General features: G+C 69.5%; 21 protein-coding genes. 6 read left to right on the top strand and 15 right to left on the bottom strand.

The window, feature by feature from the left end:
* Window positions 1–23: 23 nt before the first annotated feature.
* From malQ to VB080_RS04135, 5 genes are all read right to left on the bottom strand, one after another.
* Window positions 24–2,195 carry a 4-alpha-glucanotransferase gene (gene malQ, locus VB080_RS04155; protein ID WP_323417168.1) on the bottom strand — a complete coding sequence of 724 codons (2,172 nt, stop codon included), beginning with the start codon at window positions 2,193–2,195 and terminating at the stop codon, window positions 24–26.
* Between the two features lie 30 nt (window positions 2,196–2,225).
* Complete coding sequence (locus VB080_RS04150) at window positions 2,226–4,160, bottom strand: glycoside hydrolase family 13 protein (RefSeq protein WP_323417167.1); 1,935 nt, start codon at window positions 4,158–4,160, stop codon at window positions 2,226–2,228.
* Window positions 4,161–4,165: 5 nt separating this feature from the next.
* A complete protein-coding gene (locus tag VB080_RS04145) occupies window positions 4,166–5,119 on the bottom strand; it encodes a sugar ABC transporter permease (RefSeq protein WP_323417166.1) in 954 nt (317 codons plus the stop codon).
* Window positions 5,120–6,727, bottom strand: a complete 1,608-nt coding sequence (locus tag VB080_RS04140; RefSeq protein WP_323417165.1) for an ABC transporter permease subunit — start codon at window positions 6,725–6,727, stop codon at window positions 5,120–5,122.
* A gap of 88 nt (window positions 6,728–6,815) precedes the next feature.
* Window positions 6,816–8,093 (bottom strand): maltose ABC transporter substrate-binding protein, encoded by a 1,278-nt coding sequence (locus VB080_RS04135; protein WP_323417164.1) that lies wholly within the window; start codon window positions 8,091–8,093, stop codon window positions 6,816–6,818.
* 181 nt (window positions 8,094–8,274) lie between these two features.
* Here VB080_RS04135 and VB080_RS04130 point away from each other — a divergent pair, with 181 nt between their 5' ends.
* Entirely contained in the window at window positions 8,275–9,324 is a 1,050-nt protein-coding gene (locus VB080_RS04130) for a LacI family DNA-binding transcriptional regulator (protein ID WP_323417163.1), read from the top strand.
* A gap of 205 nt (window positions 9,325–9,529) precedes the next feature.
* On the opposite strand, the gene VB080_RS04125 is transcribed toward VB080_RS04130, so the two are convergent.
* Together VB080_RS04125 and VB080_RS04120 are read right to left on the bottom strand one after the other, a co-directional pair.
* On the bottom strand, window positions 9,530–10,021 hold the full coding sequence (locus tag VB080_RS04125; protein ID WP_323417162.1) for a MarR family winged helix-turn-helix transcriptional regulator: 492 nt from the start codon (window positions 10,019–10,021) through the stop codon (window positions 9,530–9,532).
* A gap of 160 nt (window positions 10,022–10,181) precedes the next feature.
* Window positions 10,182–11,627 carry an MFS transporter gene (locus VB080_RS04120; RefSeq protein ID WP_323417161.1) on the bottom strand — a complete coding sequence of 482 codons (1,446 nt, stop codon included), beginning with the start codon at window positions 11,625–11,627 and terminating at the stop codon, window positions 10,182–10,184.
* Between the two features lie 120 nt (window positions 11,628–11,747).
* Between VB080_RS04120 and VB080_RS04115 the strand changes: the two genes are divergently transcribed.
* Window positions 11,748–11,993, top strand: coding sequence for a DUF3039 domain-containing protein (locus VB080_RS04115; RefSeq protein WP_323417160.1), 246 nt, complete (start codon window positions 11,748–11,750; stop codon window positions 11,991–11,993).
* Between the two features lie 14 nt (window positions 11,994–12,007).
* On the opposite strand, the gene VB080_RS04110 is transcribed toward VB080_RS04115, so the two are convergent.
* The gene (locus VB080_RS04110; RefSeq protein ID WP_323417159.1) at window positions 12,008–13,741 is read right to left on the bottom strand and encodes an NAD-dependent malic enzyme; all 1,734 of its coding nucleotides are present in this window, start codon (window positions 13,739–13,741) and stop codon (window positions 12,008–12,010) included.
* 223 nt (window positions 13,742–13,964) lie between these two features.
* Between VB080_RS04110 and VB080_RS04105 the strand changes: the two genes are divergently transcribed.
* Window positions 13,965–14,462, top strand: coding sequence for a SixA phosphatase family protein (locus tag VB080_RS04105; RefSeq protein WP_323417158.1), 498 nt, complete (start codon window positions 13,965–13,967; stop codon window positions 14,460–14,462).
* 118 nt (window positions 14,463–14,580) lie between these two features.
* On the opposite strand, the gene VB080_RS04100 is transcribed toward VB080_RS04105, so the two are convergent.
* The gene (locus tag VB080_RS04100) at window positions 14,581–14,937 is read right to left on the bottom strand and encodes a DUF2200 domain-containing protein (RefSeq protein WP_323417157.1); all 357 of its coding nucleotides are present in this window, start codon (window positions 14,935–14,937) and stop codon (window positions 14,581–14,583) included.
* Between the two features lie 222 nt (window positions 14,938–15,159).
* Here VB080_RS04100 and VB080_RS04095 point away from each other — a divergent pair, with 222 nt between their 5' ends.
* Together VB080_RS04095 and VB080_RS04090 are read left to right on the top strand one after the other, a co-directional pair.
* Window positions 15,160–15,639, top strand: a complete 480-nt coding sequence (locus VB080_RS04095; protein WP_323417156.1) for a DUF2975 domain-containing protein — start codon at window positions 15,160–15,162, stop codon at window positions 15,637–15,639.
* The gene (locus VB080_RS04090) at window positions 15,639–15,884 is read left to right on the top strand and encodes a helix-turn-helix transcriptional regulator (protein ID WP_323417155.1); all 246 of its coding nucleotides are present in this window, start codon (window positions 15,639–15,641) and stop codon (window positions 15,882–15,884) included. Before VB080_RS04095 ends, VB080_RS04090 begins: the two co-directional genes overlap by 1 nt.
* A gap of 214 nt (window positions 15,885–16,098) precedes the next feature.
* On the opposite strand, the gene ahcY is transcribed toward VB080_RS04090, so the two are convergent.
* The 6 genes from ahcY to VB080_RS04060 form a co-directional block, all read right to left on the bottom strand.
* Complete coding sequence (gene ahcY / locus VB080_RS04085) at window positions 16,099–17,511, bottom strand: adenosylhomocysteinase (RefSeq protein WP_323417154.1); 1,413 nt, start codon at window positions 17,509–17,511, stop codon at window positions 16,099–16,101.
* 182 nt (window positions 17,512–17,693) lie between these two features.
* On the bottom strand, window positions 17,694–18,641 hold the full coding sequence (locus tag VB080_RS04080) for a cation diffusion facilitator family transporter (protein ID WP_323417153.1): 948 nt from the start codon (window positions 18,639–18,641) through the stop codon (window positions 17,694–17,696).
* Window positions 18,631–19,677, bottom strand: coding sequence for a hypothetical protein (locus VB080_RS04075; protein WP_323417152.1), 1,047 nt, complete (start codon window positions 19,675–19,677; stop codon window positions 18,631–18,633). Before VB080_RS04075 ends, VB080_RS04080 begins: the two co-directional genes overlap by 11 nt.
* Window positions 19,678–19,684: 7 nt before the next feature.
* Window positions 19,685–19,873, bottom strand: coding sequence for a Trm112 family protein (locus tag VB080_RS04070; RefSeq protein WP_323417151.1), 189 nt, complete (start codon window positions 19,871–19,873; stop codon window positions 19,685–19,687).
* The gene (gene manB / locus VB080_RS04065) at window positions 19,866–21,221 is read right to left on the bottom strand and encodes a phosphomannomutase/phosphoglucomutase (RefSeq protein ID WP_323417150.1); all 1,356 of its coding nucleotides are present in this window, start codon (window positions 21,219–21,221) and stop codon (window positions 19,866–19,868) included. The genes VB080_RS04070 and manB overlap by 8 nt, the downstream gene beginning before the upstream one ends.
* A 17-nt stretch (window positions 21,222–21,238) precedes the next feature.
* A complete protein-coding gene (locus tag VB080_RS04060; protein WP_323417149.1) occupies window positions 21,239–21,586 on the bottom strand; it encodes a DUF3499 domain-containing protein in 348 nt (115 codons plus the stop codon).
* A 268-nt stretch (window positions 21,587–21,854) separates the two neighbouring features.
* On the opposite strand from VB080_RS04060, the gene VB080_RS04055 reads away from it, so the two are divergent.
* Window positions 21,855–22,289 carry a metallopeptidase family protein gene (locus VB080_RS04055; RefSeq protein ID WP_323417148.1) on the top strand — a complete coding sequence of 145 codons (435 nt, stop codon included), beginning with the start codon at window positions 21,855–21,857 and terminating at the stop codon, window positions 22,287–22,289.

Below are 22,289 nucleotides of genomic sequence, written 5' to 3'. Positions count from 1 at the left end.
GGAACCGTCCCCTGGCCCGGGAGTCAATCGGCGGCGAGGCGTTCGACCTCGAAGCGGGGTTCGACAGGGGGGACGGCGAAGCCGTTCATGACGCCGGCCAGGCGCAGGGCGCGCTCGTCGGTGTAGAGCTCTTCCATGGTCATCGGGTGACCGTCGGGGTGGCTGAGCGGCACCCGCCAGTTGGGGTACTCGTCGACCGTGCCGGGCTGGTTCTCGGTGCGGCGGTCGCCCACCGCGTCCGGCAGCGTGGCGCACAGCACCCGGGCCGGGGTGGCGAGCAGGTAGCGGTGCAGCGCGAGCACGATGTCCTCGGTGCTCGGCTCGTCCTCGGTCAGGAAACCTCCGCGGCGCAGCGCCGCGATGAACGCCTGCTGCTCCCGCTCGGCCTGCGCAAGCTCGGTCTCCAACGACTCGGTGAGCAGACCGAGCCGGTGCTGCAGCCGGATGTGATCCTTGGCCAGGTAGCCGGCCGTCGGGGGCAGGTCATGGGTGGTCACCGAGGCCAGGCAGTACTCCCGCCACTGCTCGGGTGGCAGCGGCTCCCCCGCGCCGTCAGTCTCGAACCAGGCGATCGAGGTGCCGAGGATGCCCCGCTCGCGCAGGTAGTCACGCACCCAGGGCTCCACCACCCCGAGATCCTCGCCGACGATCAGCGCGCCGGCCCGGTATGCCTCCAGCGCCAGGATGCCGACCATCGCCTCGTGGTTGTAACGGACGTAGGTGCCCTTGGTCGCCGGCATCCCGGCCGGGATCCACCACAGCCGGAACAGCCCCATGATGTGGTCCACCCGCATCCCGCCGGAGTGCCGCAACAGCCCGGCGACCATGGTCCGGAAGGGGGCGTAGGCCAGGTCGTCCAGCCGGTCCGGACGCCAGGGCAACTGGCCCCAGTCCTGACCGGTCTGGTTGAAGTGGTCGGGCGGCGCACCGACGCTGACCCCCTGGGCGAAGGTGTTGCCGTAGGTCCACGCCTCCGCACTCCAGTCGCTCACCCCCACCGCGAGGTCGCTCACCACCCCGACCCGCATCCCGGCGTCCCGGGCGCCCGACTGCGCCGCCCGCAACTGGTTGTCGGCGATCCACTGGATCCAGGCGTGGAACTCGATCTCCTCGGCGTTGTCCTGCGCGAAGGCTGCAACCTCCGGTGAGCTGGGTCGCTGCAATTCTGCCGGCCACTCCCGCCAGTTCACCCCGTGGACGTTCACCAGCGCGCACCAGGTGGCGAACTGGGTGAGCGCGCGGCCCTCGCGCCGCAGGAAGTCGTTGAACGCCATCCGCCGGGCCGGTCGCAGCCCGTGACCGAAGATGATCCGCAGGGCCGCCAGCTTGGCCGGCCAGATCAGGTTCCGCATGATCAGCGGCTCACCGGCCAGGGTCTCCAGCAGCTGCTGCTTCACCGTCCCGATCCGCTGCCGGTCGGTCTCGGAGAGCTGGGAGTACTCGAAGATGTGCTCCGGCCGGACGTACAGCGGGTTCACGAACCGCCGGCTGGCCGGCAGGTACGGGGACGGCTCGATCGGCGGCATCGGCTGCGCGGCGTGCAGTGGGTTGATCAGGAGGAAGCTGGCGAACTGCTCGGCGCCCGACCAGATCGCCAGGTCGGCCAGGTCGACCAGGTCGCCGATCCCCCAGGAGTCCTCCGACCGGACGCTGTACAGCTGGGTGGCGTACCCCCAGACCCGCTTCTCCCCCATCGCGGGCGGGAAGCCGAGAAAGGACGGGCTGACCACCAGGGTGACCTCTTCGGTGCCGTGCTCGGTGGTCGCCTGCAGCCGGTGGTAGCCCAGCGGCAGGTCACCGGGCAGCTGAAAGGCCGCCTCCCCGATCTCGACGTCATCGATCAGTCGTGGCGCGACGTTGTGCTCGATCTGCGGCACCTCGCGGTGGCCGCCGTCCTCCAGCCGCACCGCCAGCCTGACCCAGGCTCCATGCGGGACGTGGGCGAGCACCACCTGCTCGGCTCCCGAGCGCATCACCACACAGGGCGGCAGCAGCCTGGTCCACGGCCGGTCGTGCAGCGTCCGCAGTGCCGCCTGGGCCCGGTCGGCGTCGGTGGCGTCGACGTCCATGCTCCCCAGGATCGCGATCATGGTGTCGTCGTCGATCTCGGTGTGACGACCCTTCCAGTCCCAGAACTCGGTGGCGATGCCGAAGGCCTCCGCCAGCTCGTAGAGCACGGGGTTCGACAGTGCCATGGTGCTACGTCCCTTCCTTGCAAACCCCGATCATTCCAGCCGCCAGACCCCGACCGCCGGACCCTCGCCCGATATGGACAGGGCGTCTTCGACCGTCAGCGTCGGCGTCGCGGCGGCGCTGCCGCCGTACAGCAACTCGGGCGTGGCCCCGTCCGCCAGCAGCCACCGCGGCAGCCGCGTTCCCTGCCAGGGGGCTCTGGCCAGCACGACCAGCAGGCGTTCTCCGGCGGTCTCGCGCAGGTAGGCCACCGCATCCGGCGTGATCACCGCCCAGCGCAGCCCGCCGTCCTGCAGGGCGGTGCTCGCCCGCCGCAGCCGAATCAGGCTGCGGTAGCGCTGGAAGGCGGCACCGTCCCAGCGCGGGCCGCCGCCGGCGTCGATCTGGTCCCAGGGCATCGTGGTGCGGGAGTTCTCCCCGTTCACCCCGACCGCGCCGCCCTCGTCGCCGGCGAACAGCGCCGGAATGCCCGGGTAGGTGAACAGCCACGCCGCCCCGACCTCCACCAGTCGCGGGTCGGCGGTGACCGTGGCGATCCTGGCGGTGTCGTGCGAGCCGAGCATGTTCCACTGCCGGGAGGACAGTCGCCACGGCACCGAGCCGTCGAAGTCGCGCATCGTGGCCACCACGTCGGTCGCCGGACGGCGCGGGATCGGCACCGGCAGGTCGGCGAACCGCAGATCGCTGTCCGGCCTGGTCAGCCACGACCACAGTGGCTTGATGAAGCCCTGATAGTTCATCACCGACTGCCAGCCGTCGCCGAGCTGGTCGTTGTAGACGTCGTAGAAGTGCTCGCCGACCAGCAATCCGCCGGTGGCGTCGATGGTCGCCCGGATCGCGCGGGCCACGGCATCGTGGTAGTCGTCGGCGGCGAACCGGCCGGTCATGTGCGCCACGTCGATCCGCCAGCCGTCCAGGCCGAAGGGTGGGCGCAGGTACCTGCCCACCACCGAGCCGGGACCGCGGAGCATCCGGTCCCACAACTCCTGCGACCCCCAGTTGAGCTTCGGCAGCGACGCCACCCCGAGCCAGGTGACGTAGTCCACCGGCTCGACCCAGCCGGCACTGGCGACCTCGCCGCCCCACTGGTCGGCCAGCGACTGCTGCCAGCGGTGCAGGTCGAACGGCACGTCGTCGGCCCAGTAGTAGAAGCCGGCCGTCACGCTGCCGCGATCGGCCTGCGCCGCCCGGAACCACTCGTGGGCGTCGCCGGTGTGGTTGGTGGTCAGGTCGCCGATCACCCGCATCCCGCGGGCATGGGCTGCCCGGGTGAGAACGCCGAGGGCCTGGTCGCCGCCCAGCGAGTCGTCCACGTGGTCGAAGGTGGCGGCGTCGTAGCGGTGGGAACTGCGGGCCGGGAAGAACGGCGTCAGGTAGAGCAGGTTCACCCCAAGATCGTCGAGGTAGTCCAGGTGCTCGGCGATCCCGGCCAGGTCGCCGCCGAAGAACTGCCGGACGGCGGCGTCGCCCTGCTCGGCCGGGGCGTCGTCCCAGCCGGCCGGCAGCGCCCAGTCGGGAGGCCGGCGCCGCCCGGCCTCCCGGGACCGGGCGAACCGGTCAGGGAAGATCTGGTAGCCGACCGCCCCGGCCGCCCACGCCGGCGCCCCGCCGTAGCTGGTCACCCGGAAGTCCCCGGCGTCGGCGACATCGCGAGCAAACAGCCCCCGGCCGGTGAGCCACAGGTAGCCGTCACCCCGGGTGAGCAGCCAGCGGTAGCCGACCACCGGATTGTCGACCGGCAGGTCGGCCTCGTACCAGCGCTCGTGCTCGTCCTGCGCCACCACTCGCGCGGGCAGCTTGAGCGGGTCGCCGTCCCGGGTCACCCGCAGCACCACCCGTTGTTCGCCGAACCCGCGCGGGACCCGGAGCCGGACCCTGCCGACCTCACCGAGGCTGAACTCCGTCCGGTCCAGGTAGAGCGCGGAGCCGTCGTGGTGCGGCCGGTCCAGCAGGTGCGGGGCGCTCACCACTGCTAGCCCTTCACCGCGCCGCCGGTCAGGCCGGAGACGATGTACTTCTGCAGGAACAGGAACAGCAGCAGGACGGGAAGCGCCGCGATCACCGCCCCGGCGGAGAACAGCGTCAGCTCCGGCGCCCGGCTGTCGCCCACCAGCAGGTAGAGACCCATCGGCAGGGTCCAGGTCTCCTGCCCGCCACCACCGAGCACCACGCTGGCCAGGATGTACTCGCCGAAGGTGCCGATGAAGCTGAGCAGGGCGGTCACCGCGAGGATCGGGATCACCAGCGGGATGATCACCAGCCAGAAGGTCTGGGCATGGCTGGCCCCATCGATCTTCGCCGCCTCGTCCAGTGACTTTGGGATCGTGTTGAAGAAGCCGTACATCAGGAAGGTGTTCGCCCCGAGGGCTCCACCGAGGTAGACGGCGACCAGTCCGATCGCCGACCCGGTGCCCAGGATCGGGACCACGTCGCCGAGCGTGGTCATCAGGATCAGGATCGCCACGAAGGCCAGCATCTGCGGGAACATCTGGATCACCATCAGGGCACTGAGGCCAAACCTTCTCCCGGTGAACCGGAACCGGGAGAAGGCATAGGCCGCCGCCGCCCCCATCAGCACGGTCCCGACCGCGGTCACCGCGGCGATCCACAGCGAGTTGCCGAACCACAGGTAGAAGTTCGACACCTTCGCGCACCGGTTCACGTCCTCGGCAACCGCGGGATCGCAGGCGAGCATGGCGTAGTTGTCGAGGGTGAAGGTGGCGAACAGGTTGTTGGCGTCGGTCATCGTGTTCTTGCTGGACACCGAGGCCGACAGCACGTAGACGATCGGGAAGGCCGAGAACAGCACGGCGACCACGCCGACCAGATGCCGCGACCCGACGCTGGCCAGCCAGCGGCCCGGGCTGGTCCGGTGCCTGGCCGGGATCACCGGGGCCGACTGCACCGGAGCTGACTGCACCGCCATCTAGACCATCTCCTCGAGTTTGCGGGTCTGGCGGAAGCCGAGCACCGAGATCACCGCGACCACGATGAAGATCACGATCGACAGCGCGGCGGCCAGGCCGAGGTCTGCCCGCGCGGCTCCGCCACCGACCCCGGAGATCCGGTACACCATGGAGATCAGGATGTCGGTGGCCCCGATCGGCTCGGTGGCGCCGAAGGACGGGCCGCCCTTGGTGAGCATGTAGATCAGGGTGAAGTTGTTGAAGTTGAAGGCGAACGACGAGATCAGCACCGGTGCGGTCGAGATCAGCAGCAGCGGGCCGGTCACCGACAGCCACATCCGGACCGGGCCGGCGCCGTCCACCACCGCTGCCTCCTTCATCTCGCCCGACAACGACTGCAGCGCACCGGTGGAGATCAGGAACATGTACGGGAACCCGAGCCAGGTCTGCACCAGCAGCAGAGCGCCGCGGGCCAGCCAGTATCCGCCCTCGGTCTGGGTCTGCAGCCAGTCGATCGCCGCCCCGCCGAGGAAGGCCTGGTTGACGAACCCGTCCACGTTCAACATGTTGCGCCAGACCAGCGCCCCCAGGAAGGACGGGAACGCGTAGGGCAGCAGCAGCAGGGTTCGGTAGAGCTTGCGTCCTTTCACTCGTTCGTCGTTCAGCACGATGGCAAGGAAGGTGCCGACGATGAAGGTGAGCAGCACCGAGAGCAGCGCGAAGGCAAAGGTCCACGCGGTCACCGAGAGGAAGTATTTACCGTAGTCGGAACTGGAGAAAAAGGCGGTGCGGAAGTTGTTGAACCCGACGTTGACCTGCCAGCCGGTCCGGAACCGCAGGTTCGAGGGACTCTCACCGTCGGCCATGAAGTAGCCCCGGTCGGTGGCCTTGTAGACGGTGCCGCTGGTGGTGTCGGTGATCGACTGGGTCGCCGGGTCCCAGGTCAGGGTGGAGTGTGCCTCGCAGGCGAACAGACCGGCGCTCATCCGGATCACCGCCCCGGGCGGATCGTCGATCGGCGAGTTGATCGCGAGCAGGGCGGTCTGGGTGGCACCGTCCAGCCTGGTCACCACCTCGTAGCCCGGTACCTGGGCGACCTGGCCGCCCTGGATGGTGGCGCCCTCGACCTGCACCATCGGGTTGCCGGTATTGCCGACCCAGACCGTCTGGTCGGGTTTGGCGATCGCGATGAAGAGTTCGCCGTCGCGGGTCACCGGACGGACCGGGTAGCTGGGCCCGCCCTCGATACAGGACGTGTCCTGCCGCAGCGCGAAGGTCGCAGCCTCCTGCGGTGAGCTCAGCCGGTGACCGTCACCGTAGTTGGTGAACGCGATATAGGCGTTGAAGCAGACGGTGAACACCTGGAAGACCAGCAGGAACACCACGCCGGGGAGCAGGTACTTCGCCGGCAGGGTGCGCTTGGTCGTGAAGTAGGTGTAGTTGACGGCGATCAGGATCAGCACCATCGCGCCCAGCACCCACCAGGACTGCCGCAGCCAGGCCGCGTAGACGATGTAGACGCCGAAGGCGTCCACCAGACACATCAGCACCAGCTTCACCACGAAGCCGGCCGAGAAGGTTCTCGAGTTCCACGCCGCGGGCGTGGCTGGTTTCGTCTGCGTTGACATCACCACCCGTTTCTGTCGTCAGTGCCGGTGGCGGCCGGCAGTACCGGAGCCCACGAAGCTGAGCCCGTCACCGCCGGCCGCCGGTCAGCTACTTGGTGAGGTCCTTCTGGATCGCGGCGATCATGTCGTCCCAGGCCTTGTCGGGATCGGTCGCCTTGCCCGAGATGATCTCCACCTCGGTCTTGCCCCAGTAGGTCCACACCGCGCTCATCTCGGGGATGGACGGCATCGGCACCGCGTCCTTGGCCACGGCGGCGAAGCCCTGCGCGATCGGATCGTCGGCCAGGGCCGCCGTGGCGGCGGAGGTCAGCGCCGGGGTCCGGTTGCCCACCTCGAAGAGTTGGGTCTGCACCTCGTCGGTGGCGATGTAGTTCACCAGGAAGTCGGTCGCCGCGATCGGGTTCGCGCTCTTGGAGGAGACGTAGAAGCCCTGCACCCCGGAGAACGGCGCAGCGGTCTGGCCGCCGGCGGACGGGATCGGGTCGACGGCGATGTCCAGCTTCGCCTTCTCGATGTCGGCGATGCTCCACGGACCGGTGATGTAGAACGGGGTGTTGCCGTTGATGAAGGCGGACTTGGCCTTGTCCCCGTCCATCGACACGACCAGGTTCTTCGCCTTGCCCTGGGCGGCCAGCCATTCGGCGAACTTGTGCCCCGGGTCGCCGCCCATGGCCAGCTCGGCGGTGTAGGAACCGGTGTCGTCCTGCTGGAACACCGGTGCACCGAAGGAGGTCTGCAACGGGTAGAAGTGGTACGGGTCGCCGTTCTCACTGACCTGGAGCGCGACCGGCACCTTCGAACCCTTCGCGGCGGCGATCAGGTCGTCCCAGGTCGCCGGTGCGGTGGCGGCCAGCTTGGTGTTGCGGACCAGAGCGATGTTCTCGATCGCGTACGGCACGCCGTAGGTCTGGCCGTTGTAGGTGAACGCCTCGACGGCCACCTTCTCGAACGCGGCGGCCTTGTCGCCGAGCGGGACGGGGGCGACGACCCCGTTCTGGATCAGCCCGCCCAGCCAGTCGTGGGCGCCGGCCATGATGTCGGGTCCCTTGCCGGTGGGGACGGCAGTGGTGAACTCGTCCCGCATCTTGCCGTTGTCCTTGGTCACCAGCTTGATGGTGGCGTGGGTGTCGGTCTGGAACTGTTTCGCCGCAGCCTCGACCGCCTTGTAGCGATCCTGGTCGACCCACACGGTCAGGGTGACGCCGGTGTAGTCGTTGGCCGGGGCAGCAGTCGGGCTGCTGGCCGTCGCGGTGGGCTCGGTCGAGCCCGTGCTGGACGGGGCCGGGGTCGAACTCGGGCTCGAACAGGCAACGAGGGTGGCTGCCAGCAGTGCCCCAACTCCGACGGTGATGATGCTCCTTCGCATCGTTCTCTCTTTCCTGGAACGATCGGTGTGCCGGTGTCTCCGGCAAATGGCTGGCACGAGCGTAGAGCACCCTTGCGTAACTACGCAATGAGTTGCTTATATGTTTCGCAACGTCAGCTTGAAAGGGGTGGCGGGAACCGCGATCATTCTTCCCGGGGGCTACAACAATCGGAGGTCAGAGGTGACCAGTACTCGCGGGTCGCGAGCACCGAAGCCGCGGCTGCGCGACATCGCCGACGTCGCCAAGGTGAGCACGGCCACAGTGTCGCGGGTGCTCAACGACAAGCCGGGGGCGTCCGACGAGGTCCGGGAGGCCGTCCTGGCCGCGATGGACATGCTGGGCTACGAACGCCCGGCGATCCTGCGGGCGAAGGCGCAGGGGCTGGTCGGGGTCGTCCTGCCGGAACTGGTCAACCCGGTCTTCGGCTGGTTCGCGCAGAGCCTGGAGTCCCGGCTCGCCGCGCGCGGCTATACCGCCTTGCTGTGCACCCAATCCCCCGGCGGCACCACCGAACAGCAGTGCGTCGACATGCTGCTGGGGCAGAGCGTGTCGGGGATCATCTTCGTCTCGGGGCTGCACGCCGACGCCATCGCCGACCACCAGCACTACCTCGACCTGGCAGCCCGCGGGATCGCCGCCACCTACATCAACGGTTTCGCCCCGGAGATCGACGGCACCTTCATCTCGGTGGACGACGGCTCGGCGATGGACGCCTCGGTCAAGCACCTGGTCTCGCTGGGCCACTCCCGGATCGGGCTGGCGATCGGCCCGGACCGGTTCGTTCCCAGCCGGAGCAAGATCGATGCCTTCCGCAACGCCCTGCAACAGCATCTGGGTATCGAGGACGCCGCGGGGCACATCTCCCCCACCCTCTACACCGTCGAAGGTGGCCACGCCGCGTCGGCCGCCCTGATCGAGAGCGGCCACACCGCCATCATCTGCGGCTCCGACCTGATGGCGCTCGGCGCGATCCGGGCCGCCCGTTCTGCCGGCCTCGACGTCCCCGACGACCTCTCGGTGGTCGGCTACGACGACTCCTCGCTGATCGCGTTCACCGATCCGCCACTGACCACCATCCACCAGCCGGTCACCCAGATGAGCGCGGCAGCCGTCGCCACCCTGATCGACGAACTGGACGGCCATCCCGGCCCGCGGACAGACCTGCTGTTCCGCGCCGAGCTGATCGTCCGCGGTTCCACCGGGACGGCGCCGGCCAGGGAGCACAAGTAGGCCGGCCCACCCTACAGCTGGGCCGATTCCTGCAGGAGTCGTATGCCGATAAATGCAGCACCCCTCAGCCGTGAAAAGCAGAATCTCGCCGAGTCGGCATGCCACCTCACATCAGGGCAAGAGCGCCAACTCATGCAAAGAGCAGCCATACCCGCTGCCGCGCACCCGCCATAACGCCGAGCCGAGAGTGCCCGGAGCCGGGGGTTCAGCGACTCTCGAAGGGCAGCAGCAGGTCGCGCAGCGCGTCGGACAACCCGGCACGGGTGGCTTCGTCCAGCACGCCGAGGATCTCCCGTTCGGAGGCCAGCAGGTCTGCCAGCGCCGCGCTGGCCCGCTCGGCGCCCTCGGGCGTGAGCCGAACCCGGACGCCCCTGCGGTCGTCGGCGTTGGGCTGGCGCACCACCAGCCCCTTGGCCTCCAGCCGGTCGATCCGGTTGGTGGTGGTTCCGGAGGTGGACAGGGTCAGCCGGGTCAGCTCCCCCGGCGACAGCTCGTAGGGCGGACCCTCACGGCGCAGTGCCGCGAGCACGTCGAACTCCCAGACCTCCAGGTCGTGGCTGGCGAAGGCCTGCCGGCGGGCGAGGTCGAGATGACGGGCGAGCCGGCTGACCCGCGAGAGCACCTCCATCGGCGCGACGTCCAGCCCGGGCATCTCCGAACGCCAGGCCGCGACGATGCCGTCCACCTCGTCCTGCATCGCACCTCCCCGGTCGCCGCGTCCCGATCCTGCTGCCCCACAATATCTCGACGTCAAGATTGCGTCCCAGCCTGAGAACCCTCCGGGAACACCCGGGTGCGGTGGCTGTTCCGGTCACACCGAGGGCGTGTCCCCCTCCCGGTGGATAGGGACGCGCGCCCTACCCCGCCGCCGAGTGGTTCTCGACCGGGCCGATCCGGCGGGCGGCCGCCACCGACAACCCGGCCAGGACGGTCATCGCCGCCATCACCAGGCCGAAGGAGAGATTGCCCAGGCCGAGGGTCACGGCATAGATCGTCCCCGCCAGACCGCCCACCAGCGCATTGCCCAGCGCCTCGCCGACCTGCAGCGAGGAGGTGGCTCGGCCCAGCTCGCCCGGCTCGGCCAGTTGCATCACCACCAGGGCGCTGGAGGTGTGCGACAGCCCCATGCCGATACCGCCGACCGCCCAGCCCGCGATCACCAGCCAGAGCGGCGCACCGTCGACCAGAGCCGCGGCGGCGATCACCGCGATGCCGGTGGCGGTGACCAGGGCGCCGAGGGTGACGATCGCGTCCCGGCGTAGCCGCAGCCAGCGTTGCGACTGCACCCAACTGCCGGTCGTCCAGCCGATCGAGCCGACCAGGATGCAGGCCGCAGCGGTCTGCAGCGGCAGCCTCCAGGCAGTCACCAGCATCAGCGAGAGGAAGGCCTCCACACCGTAATAGCCACCCGAGCTCAGCGCCCGAACCCCGACCACCGCCGACAGCCCCCGCCCCCAGGGACGGTAGCCGCGCGGCATCAGCGCGGGAAGTGCCCAGACCAGCACGCCCACCCCGAGCGCCGCCCACAGCAACGACCAGGGCTCCAGGTGCTGGCCTGCCCACTGCAGGGCGGCGGCGCCGAGGGCAACCAGCGCCGCCCGGCCCAGGTTGCCGAGCGAGCCCGCGGTCGGGTCCGGGTCGGGCAGCCGCAGCCGCAGCGTGGCCGGCAACAGCAACACCGCCGCGAGCCCGAGCAACGGCAGCACCGACCAGAACACCCAGTGCCAGGAGAAGTTCTCCGCGATCCAGGCCGCCACCACCGGCCCGACCAGGGTGGGGGCCATCCAGGCGATCGAGAGACCGGTCATCATCCGGGCACGGGCGTGCGGCTCGAAGGCCTGCCCGACCAGGAACATCACTGTGACGTTGGCAGCTCCCGCACCCAGCCCCTGGACGAACCGGGCCAGCACCAGCAGGGCCATCGACGGCGCGGTCGCCGCCAGCACCAGCCCGAGAGCGAAGACCACCATCCCTGCCAGCAGCGGCCGCACCGGCCCGATCCGGTCGGCGGCCATCCCGGCAGCGACCACGGTGAAGATCTGGGCGATCATGAAGGCGGTGAACGCCCAGGCGTAGAACTCCGGATGGCCGAGGTCGTCGCGGGCCGCCGGCATCACCGCCAGGACTGCCATGTACTCGAAGGCGGTGGTGGCCTGGCTCAGCAGCAGCCCTGCCTTCAACGCTGTGAGGTTGCCGGACGGAGCCGAGCGCGCGAAGCCGTCCATACCTCTGCCTTTCGGGTCGCGGTGGCCTTCGCCGGTCTGGACCGGCTCGACCGGTGAGATCCCCACCGATCGGTTCACAGCGCCGGGTTCGATTCTTCCACGAAGGCTCCCGGGGTGCGGCCCGGTGGGTGACGGGCGGGGCGGCGAAGTATCGTGTGGGTACCACAGCCGACGGCCATCACAGGGAGGGACGAGCCGGTGACCCAGCAGGACACGTCCACCACCACGATTCTCGACGAGCGCACCGAGTACCGGCTCGACGAGGGCGACCACGAACGGTTCTCGCACTACGTCGAGAAGGCCAAGCTCACCGAGGCGATGGTGATGGGCACCCCGGTGATCGCACTCTGCGGCAAGGTGTGGGTGCCGTCGCGTAACCCCGACCGTTACCCGGTCTGCCCGGAGTGCAAGGAGATCTGGGAGTCGCTGCAGCCGGGCGCCTGACTCCCGGACGGCGGTCAGCGCAGGTTGGAGCCCTCCGGAAGAATCTCGAGCTTCGGGTACTCCGGCTTCCACATCCGCTGGTAGAGGTCGTTGACCGGATCGGTCATCGGACGCCGGGCCAGCCCCTGCGCTTCGGCGGTCTTGGCGACTGCCATGCCGACCGTGGCCGAGACCAACCGCAGATCGTTCATCGACGGCAGCAGCGAGGCTCCCGGCCGGTACTCGTTGACCAGCCCGGCCAGCGCGTCGGCGGCGGCATAGATCATCTCGTCGCTCACCCGGCTGGCCGCGACGGTCGAGACCCCCAGTCCCAGGCCGGGGAAGATCAGCGCGTTGTTGGCCTGCGCGATGGTGTGGTAGACGTCGCCGTGCTTGATGGTGCCGAACGGGCTGCCGGTGGCGATCAGGGCGCGTCCGTCGGTCCACTCCAGCAGGTCGGCCGGCTGGGCCTCGATCCGGCTGGTCGGGTTGGACAGCGGCATGATGATCGGCCGCTCGCAGCCCTCGGCCATGGCGGTGACCACCTGTTCGGTGAACGCCCCGTGCACCGCCGAGGTGCCGATCAGGATGGTGGGCTGCACCGCCCGGACGGCCTCCAGCAGGCTGATCCGCGAGGGGTCGGCCACCTCCCAGGACGCGACCTCCGCCCGGCTGCGAGCGTAGGGCTGCTGGAAGTCGCGCATGCCGGCGGAGTCCTCGACGATCAGGCCGCGGCTGTTGAATGCGTAGAACCGCGAGTACCCCTGGTCGGCGGGCAGCCCGGAGCGGGTCATCGCCTCCCGGATGATGTCGGCGATCCCCGCCCCTGCCGTCCCGGCGCCGTAGATCATCACCCGGTGCTCGGGCAGCGGCTCGCCGGTCAGCCGGACGGCGGCCAGCACCGCCGCCAGCACCACTGCCGCGGTGCCCTGGATATCGTCGTTGAAGGTGCAGATCTCGTTCTTGTAGCGGTTCAGGATGCGGTGGGCGTTGGCGGCGCCGAAGTCCTCCCAGTGCAGCATCGCGTTCGGGAACAGTCGGGTGACCGCCTGCACGAAGGTCTCGATGAAAGCGTCGTAGCGTTCGCCGCGCACCCGCGCGTGCCGCTCGCCGAGGTAGACGTCGCTGTTGAGCAGGCCGAGGTTGTCGGTGCCGACGTCCAGCACCACGGGGACCGCCCGGCGCGGGTGGATGCCGGCGGCGGCGGTGTAGAGGCCCAGCTTGCCGACCGCGATCTGGATACCGCCGATCCCCTGGTCGCCGATCCCGAGGATGCCCTCGGCGTCGGTGGCCACCACCAGGTCGACGTCGTCGGCGTCCAGTTCGAAGTCGCGCAGCGACTCCTCGACCAGGTCAGGGTGGTCGATCGAGAGGAAGACCGCCCGGGCGCCGTGGTACTCGTGGCTGAACCGCTCGATCGCCTCGCCGATGGTCGGGGTGTAGATGATCGGCATCATCTCCTCCAGGTGCTCGCTCAGCAGGCGGTAGAAGAGCACCTCATTGCGGTCGCGCAGTTGGGAGAGCTGGATGAACTTGGCCAGGGGGGAGGGCGAGCGGTCGTACTGGGCGTAGACCCGGCGCATCTGCTCCTCGATGGTGGTGACCCGGTTGGGCAGCAGGCCGGACAGCCCCAGCGCGCGACGCTCCTCGAAGGTGAAGGCGGTGCCGCGGTTGGCCATCGGATGGACCAGAATCAACCGGCCGCGGGCGCCCACCCTCAGCACGGTCTCTCGTGAACTGGTATCAAGGTCGAAATCGCGCTGCCGCATCTGGATCCTTCCGGTCGCCCGCAGGATAGTCCCCTCACCCGACCACCACCCAAACCGAGGACGATGGACGACAAGAACGTCAGTTCTTGATCGGACCGAGGACGACGGTTGCCGAGCAAAGCGAGGCAGTAACCGAGGACGAGGGACGACAAGAGCGCGAGACAGCAACCGGGCCGGCCCAGTTTCGGGACGCGGGCGGCCTCCCGCCCGTACGATGGGCGCCATGGCCACCAAGACGCTGATCATCCTGCGGCATGCCAAGTCGTCGTGGAAGACGCCGGAAGCCGACATCCGCCGTCCGCTCTCGGACCGCGGTCAGCGAGACGCCGAGGCGGCCGGGGCGATCCTGGCCTCCTACCCGCTGGACGTGGTGTTGTGCTCGGATGCCACCCGCGCCCGTCAGACCTGGGAGCAGGCGGTGGCGGGCGGCGCCCGGTGCGACGACGTCCGCTACTCCGAGGCGGTCTACCATGCCTGGCCGGAAGAGCTGCTCGGCGAGCTGCGGGAACTCGACGACGCGGTCGACTCGGCGATGGTGATCGGCCACCAGCCCACGCTGAGCGACCTGATCGTGGAGATCGCCAAACCGTCGAAAAAGGCGGCGGCAGTGCAGGAGCGGTTCCCGACCTGCTCGCTGGTGGTGCTGAGCATCACCGGCTCCTGGCGCAAGCTCGGCAAGGGCAAGGCGTCAATCAAGCGGTTCGAGATTCCGCGCGGTTGAGCCGGCGGCGGGCGGTCCCGGCCCATCGGACTGGGCACGGTCGCGGCTCGTCCGGGTGTTGGTCCGTCCAGGCGTTGGTCCTCCTGACGCTCCGGCCTGACAGACCGGCGAGCACCCCTCAGTCGGCAGTCCGCAGGATGACGGCCAGTTTCCGTCCTCTGGCCAGTTCATCGACCAGCTTGTCCAGGTAGCGGATCCGCTGCATCAGCGGATCCTCGATCTCCTCCACCCGATAGCCGCAGATCAGGCCGGTGATCAGCGAGGCGTTCGGGTTGAACGCGGGTGCCTGACCGAAGAAGGTCTGGATATCGACCTCCTCGGCGATGACCCGCGCCAACCCGTCGGCGTCGTAGCCGGTGAGCCAGCAGATCACCTCGTCCACCTCGGCCTTCGTCCGACCCTTCCGCTCGGCCTTGGCGAGATAGTGCGGGTAGACGCTGGCGAAGCTGGTGGTGAAGATCCGGTGACCCGCCATCTGCTGCTCCCTCGGTCGCGATGCTGGCGAACGGCGGCCAGGCCGCACGCTGGCAGCCTACGAGGCCTGGCCGGCCGGGACCAGCTGCGGTTCAAGTGCCGCGCGGCCGGCAAGGCACCGCCGACACCCCAGACCAGTCGCAGAGCATTGTGATCCCCAGCAGAACTGGCTATCGTTTCACGATAGGTACATATCGAATGTCGATGCATACGGAGGTATCAGATGCGCCACCCGACGATTGCCCTCCTGCGGGTGCTGCTGGCAGGACTCATGCTCGGCACCCTGGCCGCGCAGCTGTGGTTCTTCCCGGTCCTGGCGGCTGAGCAGGCCAGGGCGTTTCCCGAGCTCGACTGGCTGCGCTGGCCGATGCTGACGCTGGTGATCCTGGTGCTGATCGGGGTCCAGACAGCACTCGTGGCGATCTGGGTCCTGCTGTCGATGGTCGAGGACGACAGCGTCTTCTCCCCCGCCGCGTTCCGGTGGGTCGACCTCATCGTTGCGATGGCCATCGCCGACACCGTCCTGGTGCTGGCAACGGATGCCCTGCTGTCCTTCGGCGCCCACGCCAACCCGCCGGCGCTGCACCTGGGGTTGCTCGCCCTGGCGGTCTGCGGAACGGCCTTCGCGCTCCTGATGGGTGTGATGAAGGGGCTGCTGCGGAAGGCCTCGACGCTCACTGCCGAGCTGAGCGAGGTGATCTAGTGGGCATCGAAGTGAACCTCGACATCGAGCTGGTCCGGCGGCGGATGACCCTGACCGAACTGGCCGAACGGGTCGGGATCACGCCGGTGAACCTGTCCATCCTGAAGAACAACCGGGCCAAGGCAATCCGGTTCTCCACCCTGGACGCGATCTGCCGCGAGCTCGGCTGCCAGCCCGGGGACATCCTCGTCCACGTTCCCGACGATGCGGGCACCCTGGCCGACCGCACCACACGGACCGGCTGAGATGGCTGCCTTCAGCGCCCGCATGCCCAGGTCGTTCCCGGCGAGGCGGCTTGGGAGTGTCGCCTGACCGACTGGCCACGGGTGGAATCGGTCAGTTTCGAGTGGTCGGACAACCAGGCGGCCGGCGGGATGGTCGTCTACAGCTGAGCGGCGATAGCCACCCAACGGGAGGCCCGACCTGCGAGGGCGCGACGCGCTCGCAGCAACTGAGGAGTCAGTAGCGGTAGGAATCGGGCTTGAACGGCCCCTCGACCGGGACGCCGATGTAGGCCGCCTGCTCGGGCCGGAGCTCGGTGAGCTTCACACCCAGAGCGTCCAGATGCAGCCGGGCGACCTCCTCGTCCAGGTGCTTGGGCAACACGTAGACGCCGATCGGGTACTGCTCGGGCTTGGTGAACAGCTCGATCTGGGCGAGCACCTGGTTGGTGAAGGAGTTGCTCATCACGAAGCTGGGGTGCCCGGTGGCGTTGCCCAGATTCATCAGCCGGCCCTCGCTCAGCACGATGATGGAGCGACCGTCCGGCATCGTCCACTGGTCGACCTGCGGCTTGACGTTGGAGGTGGTCACGCCCGGAAGCGTGGCCAGCCCGGCCAGGTCAAGTTCGTTGTCGAAGTGGCCGATATTGCCCACCACCGCCAGGTGCTTCATCCGGGACAGTTGGTCGGCGGTGATCACGTTCACGTTGCCGGTACAGGTGACGTAGAGGTCGGCGAACGGCAGGACGTCCTCGACGGTGGTGACCTGGTAACCGTCCATGGACGCCTGCAGGGCACAGATCGGATCCACCTCGGCGACCACCACCCGGGCCCCCTGCCCTGCCAGCGCTGCCGCCGCACCCTTGCCGACATCGCCGTAGCCGACCACCATGGCGACCTTGCCGCCGATCAGCACGTCGGTGCCGCGGTTGATGCCGTCGATCACCGAGTGCCGGATGCCGTACTTGTTGTCGAACTTGGACTTGGTCACCGAGTCGTTGACGTTGATCGCCGGGAACAGCAGCGAGTGGTTGGCGGCCATCTCGTAGAGCCGGTGGACGCCGGTGGTGGTCTCCTCGGTCACGCCGTAGATGCTGTTCGCGACCCTGACCCAGTCGACGGTCGAGCTGCGCAGGGCCTGCAACACCACCTGGTACTCCGCGGAATCGCCCGGGCCGGCCTCGGGCACCGCTCCGGCCTTGGCGAACTCGACCCCCTTGTGTACCAGCAGGGTGGCGTCGCCGCCGTCGTCCAGGATCATGTTCGGCGGCTCGCCATCGAAGTCGAACAACTGCTCGGTGCACCACCAGTACTCCGGCAGGCTCTCGCCCTTCCAGGCGAACACCGGCACACCCTGCGGATCCTCCGGAGTACCGTCGCCGACCACGATCGCGGCGGCGGCATGATCCTGGGTGGAGAAGATGTTGCAGGACGCCCAGCGCACCTCGGCACCGAGCGTGACCAGGGTCTCGATCAGCACCGCGGTCTGGATGGTCATGTGCAGCGAGCCGGCGATCCGGGCCCCCGCCAGGGGCTTCGACTCCCCGTACCGGGCGCGCATGGCCATCAGGCCGGGCATCTCGTGCTCGGCGAGGGTGATCTCCTTGCGGCCGAACTCGGCCAGGTTCAGGTCAGCGACGCGGTAGTCCACAAGGGGACATCCTACCGGCCTGCTCCCTGGCGGGTTCACCGCAAGGTCCAGGCGCACAATGACCCCTCCGTCCGGCCGGAAGCAGCCCCGTCCCCCTACCGTTTGTGCGGGGTTGAGCGGGGAACGGGGGCTCTCTTTTCCGGCGGAAGTCCGCACAAACGGTGGGGGGAGGAGGGCGTCAGTCAGTTGGCGAGGGGTGCCGCATCGATGTCGGGCTCGAGGTACAGCAGGGTCACTTGCGGATCGGCGGCGCGGACTGCGGCTTCGGCAGTGTTGATCACCTCGGCCACCCGGGCGGCCAAAGCAGTCGGCTCCACCGCGATCTTGGCCGCAACCAGCACCTCGTCCGGTCCCAGGTGCAGAGTCTTGAGATGAATCACCCGCTTCACACCGTCGGTCGACTCCAGCGCCGCCCGGATCCGGGCGACCGCCTCGGGCGTGGCCGCCTCACCCACCAGCAGGCTCTTGGTCTCGATCGCGAGGGTGACTGCCACCAGGATCAGTAGCACGCCGATCAGCCCGGTCCCCACCACGTCCCAGAGTCCATTGTGGGTGAGCAGCGTCATGCCAACGCCCATCAGCGCGAAGGCCAGGCCGAGCAGGGCAGCGGAATCCTCCAGCAGGATCACCGGCAGTTCAGGCGACTTGGCGGTTCTGATGAACCTCAGCCAACTCTTGCTGCCCTTCGCCGGCGCCGCCTCCCGGGTCGCGGTCCGGAAAGAGAATCCCTCGGCGATCATGGCCGCCACCAGGACCACCAGCGGCACCCACCACCAGCTCCCCTCCAGCAACTCGTTCGGCTCGCCGCTGGCCACCTCTTCGTACTTGTGGAAGGCCTCGTACAGCGCGAACAGACCACCCAGGCTGAACAGGATGATCGAAACCAGGAAGGCGCTGATGTAGCGCTCGCGGCCGTAGCCGAAGGGGTGTTCCTCGGTAGCCTCCCGCCTGGCCTGCCGTCCGCCGAACAGCAGCAGTACCTGATTGCCGGTATCGGCGATCGAGTGGACACCCTCGGCCAGCATCGAGGACGCACCGGTCAGCGCCCAGGCCGCGAACTTCGTCAGCGCGATGAAGCCGTTGGCCGCCATCGCGGCGATGACCGCCCTGGTTCCACCCTCAGTACTCACGCGACGGATCCTCCCCGCCCGCCACCGGGCCACGTCCCAGTCCGATCCGCAGGTAGGCGGCGGCGAACAGTCCTTGCTGCAGCACCGCGGCATACCGTTCGACCGCAGTGCCCTCGGTCCGGGACAGGCGACAGACGGTCACCTCGCGGACGTCGGCGGTCTCCTCCAGCCGATACCGGCCCTCGGCCGCCGACTCGTCGTCCAACCCGTCGTCCAGCAGCACCAGACCCGGACGGGTGGCCGGTGCAACATCATCGAAGGGGTCGGCGAACAGGTCACGGGGAGCCACCTCGTCCAGCAGCGGCAGCAGCGCTCCGGCGTCGGCGGAGAGCACCACCCGGCCGCTGGCCGAGCGCAGCGCCTCGGCGATCCGCCGGCTGGCGCGAGCGGCCAGGATCGTCCCGCCCCAGACCAGAGGTTGCGCGTCGGCCAGTTGCAGCGCCACCTGTTTGGCGGGATTGCGGGTGACGTCGAGGGCGAAGGAGGACGCCAGGGCGATCTCGTCCAGGATGGCGGCGATCCGGCCGGCGTCCACGGCCGGGCCGAGACCGAGCCGGTGCAGCGCGTCCAGCACAACGACCGCCGCTGCCTGCGGGTCGGGTGTGGCGGTGGGGAGCAGGGTGGTGGCCGGGGAGGCCGACTGCCGGGCGAGGGCGGAGTCCGCGGGGCAGGCCACCACCAGTCGGCAACCGCGCCGGACCGCCTCGAAGGCCGCCGCCAGCGAGGCCCGGCTGCCGCCGCCCATCACCACGACGATGTCCAGCGGGCCCACCCAGCCGGGCAGACCGAGGCTCGGCCATGCCATGAACGGCACCGGGCAGACCGGTTCGAGGACGGCCCGCAGCAGGCGCGCCTCGGGGCCGAAAGCGATCACCGCCCGCGGCCGGTCGGCGTCGTCGAGGGCGGCCAGAGCGGGCTCGGCGAGGGCGAACTCCCGTCGCACCCGCGCGCCGGCCTCGGCGATCGGACGCAGCACGGGGTCGGCGGCCCGCAGCACCGCCGGGTCGTCCAGCCGGGAGTCGTCGAAGTCGCTCACTGCCGGCTCACCGGGGGCCGCCGGGGTGGCGGGCCTCGTCGATCAGCAGCACCGGGATACCCTCGCGCACCGGGTAGGCCAGCCCGCACTCGGCCGAGGTGCACTGCAGTTCAGCAGCCTCGTAGTCCCAGGCCAGCTTGGTGTGGCAGGACGGGCAGACCAGGATCTCCAGGACGTCGGCAGGCAGTTCAGTCATTGCTCTCCTCGATGATCGCCAGCGCACGATCGCGCATCCGTGTCATGGTCCCGATGTCCCCGGCCTCGACGTTCAGTCGCAGCAACGGCTCGGTATTGGACGCCCGCACGCTCACCCACCAGCCATCGCCCCGGACCATCAGGCCGTCCTCGTAGCTCACGGCGCCCTCGCCTGCGAACTCTGCCGCCACCTGCCGCATCACCGCCTGCGGGTCGGCAACGGCGGCATTCAGCTCACCCGAGCCGGGGTAGTGCGGCACCGTCCGGGCCAGGGCCGACATCGGCTCGGCGCCGTGCCCGACCAGGGACAGGACGTGCAGCGCTGCGAGCATGCCGCTGTCGGCCCCCCACAGCTCGCGGAAGTAGTAGTGGCCGGAGTGCTCGCCGCCGAAGATCGCGTGGTAGCGGCCCATCAGCGCCTTGAGGTGGGTGTGACCGACCGGGCCGACCACCAGCCGTCCGCCGGCCTCCTCGATCACCTCCGCCACACCGGTGGAGGTGATGGTGTTGACCACCACCACCGCTCCGGGCTCGCGGGCCAGTTCGGCGCGAGCGATCAGCGCGGTGAGCACCGACGGGCTCACCACCTCGCCGGCCTGGTCGATGATGAAGCAGCGGTCGGCGTCGCCGTCGAAGACCAGGCCGAGGTCGGCGCGGTGCTCACGAACCGCCGCCTGGGCGTCCACCAGGTTGGCCGGCTCCAGCGGGTTGGGCGGATGGTTGGGGAAGTCGCCGTCCAGGTCGAGGTAGAGGCCGATCACCTCCACCGGCAGGCCGGCGAACACCGCGGGCGTGATCAGCCCGGCCATGCCGTTGCCGGCGTCCACGACGACCCTGAGCGGACGGATCCCCGACAGGTCGACCAGACCGTGCAGGTGCGCGACATAGCCGGCCAGCATGTCGGCCTGACGCGGGGTTCCCGGGATCGGCGCGGACGGGAGGCCGGTGAAGCTGAGCTGTTTGATCCGGGCCATCAGTTCCGGCGTGATCGGCGCGGCCTGCGGCAGACAGAACTTGATCCCGTTGTAGGCCGACGGGTTGTGGGAGGCAGTGAACTGCACCCCGGCCAACCCGGTGGCGCCCGAGGCGTACCAGAGTTCGTCGGTGCTGACCAGACCGACCTCGACCGGGTTGGCGCCCAGCCGCATCGCACCCTCGGCGAACGCCCGGCTCAGCTCGCGGCCGCCGGCGCGCATGTCGCGACCGAGCACGAACTCCTGACCGGCCAGGTCGAGGGCGCGGGCGAAGGCGGCGCCGATCGCGCGCGCGCCGTCGGCGTCCCACTCCGGGTGTTCGCCGCGAACCAGACCCCGAAGGTCGTTCGCCTTGAATACCTGCGGCTCGATCACGGGGGTCAGCCTACGGCCTACTCGGGGTCGGCGACGATCGCGAGATGTCCCTTGCGGCGGGCCAGGTTCGGCTCCGGAGAGGAGGGCTGGTCGGTGCCGAGCCCGACCTGACGGACGGCGTCGGCCAGCGCCATCAGGTCGTCGGTCGAGGCACGCGCCGCCCCGGCGTCGGCGGGCAGCCGGATCATCTCCCAGCCGCGAGGTGCGCTCAGGTTCGTGGCGTGCGCGCGGCACAGGTCGTAGCAGCCCGGCTCGGCGCGCAGCGCCAGCGGCCCGAGCACCGCGGTGGAGTCGGCGTAGACGTAGGTCAGGGTCGCCACCGCAGGCGCTCCGCACGTCGAACGCGAGCAGCGTCGGTTGGTCACGGGGTCACGCTACTCGCGCCAGGTCGTCCGGCCCGGCAACCCGGCACGGGTGTCGCGCTGCTGGCCGGGCCAGCCGGCGGCAGCGTCTCGCGCGTGTCTCCCCCCTCCCAGCTGGCCTGCTGCGTGTCGCCCGCCGGGCGGCACATCGCCACGTCGGCGGGCGGCGATCCACCAGCGCCGCCTCCCGCTGCTGCCGCGCAAGGCCGCTCCGGTCGGACCCCGCTCGCGGTGGCCACCGATGCCAAGACACAAGCTCTAGGCTGGTGGCATGAAGCGACGGGAACGCCACGGACGCGGGCTGCGCGGTGCCCTGGCCGGTCCGAACCCGCTCACCGGCGCTCCGATGCCGGTGCGCTACCGCACCCGGGCGAGCGACTTCTTCACCAGCTGCCTGCGCACGACCGTCGCCCGCATTGGCGAGGCCTGCCCCAGGGCGCTGGTGGGGGTCGACATCGGCTTCGAGGACGTCCCCACCCTCACCGCCGCCTGGTACGACCGGGTGCCGCTGGCTGCCGCGGTGGCCGCCCGGCCCGGCCAGCACGCCCAGGTGGTGCTGTACCGGCGCCCGATCGAGCACCGCTCCAACGATCGCCGTGAACTGGCCTCGCTGGTGCAGCGCACGGTGGTCGAGCAGCTGTCGGCGATCACCGGCATCGATGCCGCCGAGCTCGACCCGTCCGGCTTCCGGGACGACCAGGACTAG

Origin of the sequence: Propionicimonas sp. (genome assembly GCF_034927565.1) — a bacterium.
GTDB lineage: Bacteria > Actinomycetota > Actinomycetes > Propionibacteriales > Propionibacteriaceae > Propionicimonas.
Note: the sequence above shows the minus strand (reverse complement) of the source record. Positions and strands in the feature narration are given on the sequence as shown.